Genomic DNA, 4000 nt, shown 5'->3' with positions numbered 1-4000 from the left:
CCGAGCCGTCACCCCATCCCCTGCATCCGCGCCAGGCGTTCGGCCACGGCGATCTGCTCGGCGCGGCTGGCGAGGTCCGCGCGCGGGGCGTACTCGAGGCCGCCGGCCGCGGCCCAGCTCGACGGCGCGAACTGCAGTCCGCCGTAGTAGCCGTTGCCGGTGTTGATGTCCCAGTCGTGGGTGGACTCGCAGGCGGCGACCTTGTCCCAGGTCGCCGCGTCGGCCGCCTGGGCCGTGCCGGTGCCGACGAGAGGGAGGGCCAGGCCGGCGCCCCCCGCCGTGACGGTCAGTGAGGCGCGGTTGATCCTGTTCGGCTGATACCGGCGGTGCCGGCCGCGTACGGCCATGGAGGTCCCCCTCGACATTGCGTCAGGAGCGGCAAAAGTAAGCGCCGCGAACAGGCCATGACAAGACGGCAACCGGCCGGTTGGCGGCCCCGCGTGGCCGGGACCGAGCGACCGTCGGCGGGTGGAGGAGCCCGCACCGCACGCTGAGGCATCGGCCCCCTTCCTCCCGTACTGAAGCCCGGGGAGCACGACCTGCGACGTGTACGGAAGTCCGGGCACCGAAATTTCGGGGTTGCTCGCCCGAGGCGTTTCCGGGCTACCGCTGGTACAGCGCCTCCCCCGGCAGCTGCGCGCTCGCCGGGAGCACCGCGAGGTCCAGCCCCCGGTCCAGCCGCACCCGCAGCACCGGGTCCCCGGCCACCGCCCGGCCGACCCGCTGCGCGGCCGCCTGCAGCCCCGGCCGGTCCAGTGCCGGGTCGAAGACCACCGCGAGCACCCCGTCCGAGTCCTCCGAGGGCGCCAGCAGCCCGCTGACCACCTGCGGCTCGGCCGCCAGCAGCACCCGGACCGCCTCGCGCACCTCCGGGTCCGTCACCGGCGGCAGGTACGGACGGTTCTCCGCCAGCGCCCGCAGCCGGGCGCCGGTCAGCAGGAAGGGCACCGGCCCGGCCGGGTCGATCAGCAGGGTGTCGGCACGCTCGGAGAAGGCCACCATCGCGGCCTGCGGGGCCGCCGTCGGCGCCGGGCGGGCGTCGGCCCGCCAGCAGGTGAGCGTCTCCAGCGACGTGAAGGCCGGCAGTGCACGGCGCCCGTCCGGAGCCTCCAGCACCGGGACGGCCATGTCGCTGGTCTTGTCGTGCTTGTGTCCGTGCTCGTCCACCTCGACCTCGCCGAGGATGGCGACGATCGGGACCATCAGCCGGGTCGGGGTCAGCGCCGCCAGCACCTCGGGCTCGGCCGTACGGTCCTGCGACCAGCGGGCGAGGGCCGCGGCCAGCGCCGGGTCCGCCGTGCCGTCGTCGTCGGAGAAGCCGGGATTCGGGATGCTCTTGCCGACGAACGCCGGGTTGGAGAAGTCTTTGCGGTCCACCCGGCCGACCCTATGCCACCGCGAGCCACTGCCCGCATTTCCCTGCACGCGCCCTCTACCCACCGGTAAGGCGCTGTGGCACCCTGCGCGCATGGTGATGCTCGACGCTCCCGCGCCCGCCCCGGTCTCCGACCGCCACCGGTACGACCGGGCCACCGCCCACCTGGACGGCCCGGTGGCCGTCGTGGACCTCGCCGCCTTCGACGCCAACGCCGCCGACCTGGTGCGCCGGGCCGGTGGGAAGCCGATCCGGGTGGCCAGCAAGTCGCTGCGCTGCCGGGCGCTGCTGGAGCGGGCGCTGGCCGTGGACGGCTTCCTCGGGGTGATGAGCTTCACCCTGGACGAGTCGCTCTGGCTGGCCCGTACCGGCGTGCGCGACATCCTGCTCGCCTACCCCTCCACCGACCGGGCCGGCTACGCCGAGCTGACCGCCGATCCCGGGCCGGCCCGCGAGATCACCGTCGTCCTGGACGACCCGGCCCAGCTGGACCTGATCGACAAGGCCCGCTCCGGCGACGCCGAAGTGCGGGTCTGCCTGGAGCTGGACACCGCGCTGCACCTGCTCGGCGGGCGGGTCCGGGTGGGCGCCCGGCGCTCGCCGCTGCGCACCCCGGAGCAGTTGGTCGCCTTCGCCGAACTCGTCCAGCGCCGCCCCGGTTTCCGGGTGGTCGGCCTGATGGCGTACGAGGGGCACGTCGCCGGGGTGGGCGACCTGGTGCCGGCGCGGCCGGTGCGCTCGCGGCTGATCCGGCTGATGCAGGACCGGGCGCGGGCCGAACTGGCCGAGCGGCGCGCGGCGGTGGTCCGGCGGCTGCGGCAGGTGGCGGAGCTGGAGTTCGTCAACGGCGGCGGCACCGGCAGTGTGGAGTCCACCGCGGCCGAGCGGGCCGTCACCGAGGTGGCGGCCGGCTCCGGGCTGTACCAGCCGCAACTGTTCGACAACTACCGGGCGTTCCGGGGCCGCCCGGCCGCACTGTTCGGCCAGCCGGTGGTGCGCCGCCCCGGGGTCGGGGTGGTGACGGTGCTCGGCGGCGGCTACCCGGCCTCCGGCGCGGCCGGGCCGGACCGCTCGCCGGTGCCGTACCTGCCGCCGGGGCTGCGCTACGACCCGATGGAGGGGGCGGGCGAGGTGCAGACCCCGCTGCTCGGCTCGGCCGCGGACGACCTGCTGATCGGCGACCGGGTCTGGTTCCGGCACGCCAAGGCGGGCGAACTGTGCGAGCGCTTCGCGGAGTTGCACCTGATCGAGGGGGACCGGATCGTGCGGACCGTGCCGACCTACCGGGGCGAGGGGAAGACCTTCCTCTGACCGCCGGTCGGCCTTTCGGCAGCCTTAAGCGGGCCCGATGGAACACCTGACCCAGGTGTCCCGTCGGGCCTTTGCGCTGCACCTGAGCCTACAGTCCGTCAACAGGATTGGTACGCACGGCTATTGCCATCTGGTCCAGACCAATCCTACGCTCTGGCCAGGGTCCGCGACCCGGGCCGAGCGGCCCCCGAACGGGCAGGCGTGTCCGTTCTCCCCCACACCCGCCCGGAACGACGGTCAAGGAGTTCCCACCCCATGTCCATCAAACGAAGTGCCCTGTCCGCCGGCGTGGTCGGCGCCGCGGTGCTCGCGGTGGCCGCGACCACCACCGGTACCGCCAGCGCCCACGGCACGATGACCAACCCCGTCAGCCGGGTCGCCGCCTGCTACGCCGAGGGCCCGGAGCACCCGGTGTCGCAGGTCTGCAAGGACCTCGTCGCCGCGAGCGGCACCCAGCCGCTGTACGACTGGAACGAGGTCAACATCGCCAACGCCGCGGGGAACCACCAGGCGCTGATCCCGGACGGCCGGCTCTGCTCGGCCAACCGCGACAAGTACGCGGCGCTGGACTGGCCGCGCACCGACTGGCCGGCCACCCCGGTCAGCGCGGGCGACTTCACCTTCCAGTTCCGCACCACCGCGCCGCACGTCGGCACCCAGACCGTCTACATCACCAAGCCGGGCTACGACCCGACCAAGCCGCTGAAGTGGTCGGACCTCGACCCGACCCCGGTGGCCCGGGTGCAGGTCGACCGCACCGCCGTCAACGGGTACTACACCTACTCGGGCACCCTGCCGCAGCGCACCGGCCGCCAGCTGCTCTACATGATCTGGCAGCGCAGCGACAGCCCGGAGGCGTTCTACAGCTGCTCCGACGTCGACTTCGGCACGCCGACCACCGCCGGCGCCCCGGCCGTCTCCTCGTTCGCCGCCCCGGCCGCGCCCGGCGACGCGCAGATCGCCGCCGACGCGCCCAGGTCCACGGTCGCCCACCACGGCCACGGCGGGGACCCTAACGCCCCGGCCGGCCAGCCGATCCCGACCACCTCCGCCGCCGTGGCCGGAACCTCGGCCACCGGTCCGCTGCTGCTGGCCGGCGCCGCCGCGATCGGCGTGGGCTGGGCGGGCATGGTGCTCCGGCGCCGTCGCGTCGAGGCTGTTCGACGCGACTCCTGACGCCGGACGCGGGGCCGGGCCGGCCCACCCCCGTCCGGTCCCGGCTCCGCGGCTCCCTCGGGGGGTCGAGACGAACGGCGGCCCACCCGGAGGGATTCCTCCCGGGGGGGGGGGCGCGGGGTTTGTGTTCATGGAATC

3 protein-coding genes and 1 pseudogene are annotated in these 4000 nt (G+C 74.5%); 2 read left to right on the top strand and 2 right to left on the bottom strand.

The window, feature by feature from the left end:
* Positions 1–11: 11 nt before the first annotated feature.
* Positions 12–347: pseudogene (locus ACWC9T_RS41125) on the bottom strand (transglycosylase family protein); the annotation flags it as partial.
* Between the two features lie 256 nt (positions 348–603).
* Positions 604–1377 carry an SseB family protein gene (locus ACWC9T_RS41120; protein WP_449826131.1) on the bottom strand — a complete coding sequence of 258 codons (774 nt, stop codon included), beginning with the start codon at positions 1375–1377 and terminating at the stop codon, positions 604–606.
* Between the two features lie 91 nt (positions 1378–1468).
* Here ACWC9T_RS41120 and ACWC9T_RS41115 point away from each other — a divergent pair, with 91 nt between their 5' ends.
* A complete protein-coding gene (locus tag ACWC9T_RS41115) occupies positions 1469–2686 on the top strand; it encodes an alanine racemase (RefSeq protein WP_449826130.1) in 1218 nt (405 codons plus the stop codon).
* 255 nt (positions 2687–2941) lie between these two features.
* Entirely contained in the window at positions 2942–3862 is a 921-nt protein-coding gene (locus ACWC9T_RS41110; RefSeq protein ID WP_449826129.1) for a lytic polysaccharide monooxygenase auxiliary activity family 9 protein, read from the top strand.
* The last annotated feature ends 138 nt before the right edge of the window (positions 3863–4000 follow it).

It is taken from the genome of Kitasatospora sp. NPDC001159 (assembly GCF_053598235.1).
Note: the sequence above shows the minus strand (reverse complement) of the source record. Positions and strands in the feature narration are given on the sequence as shown.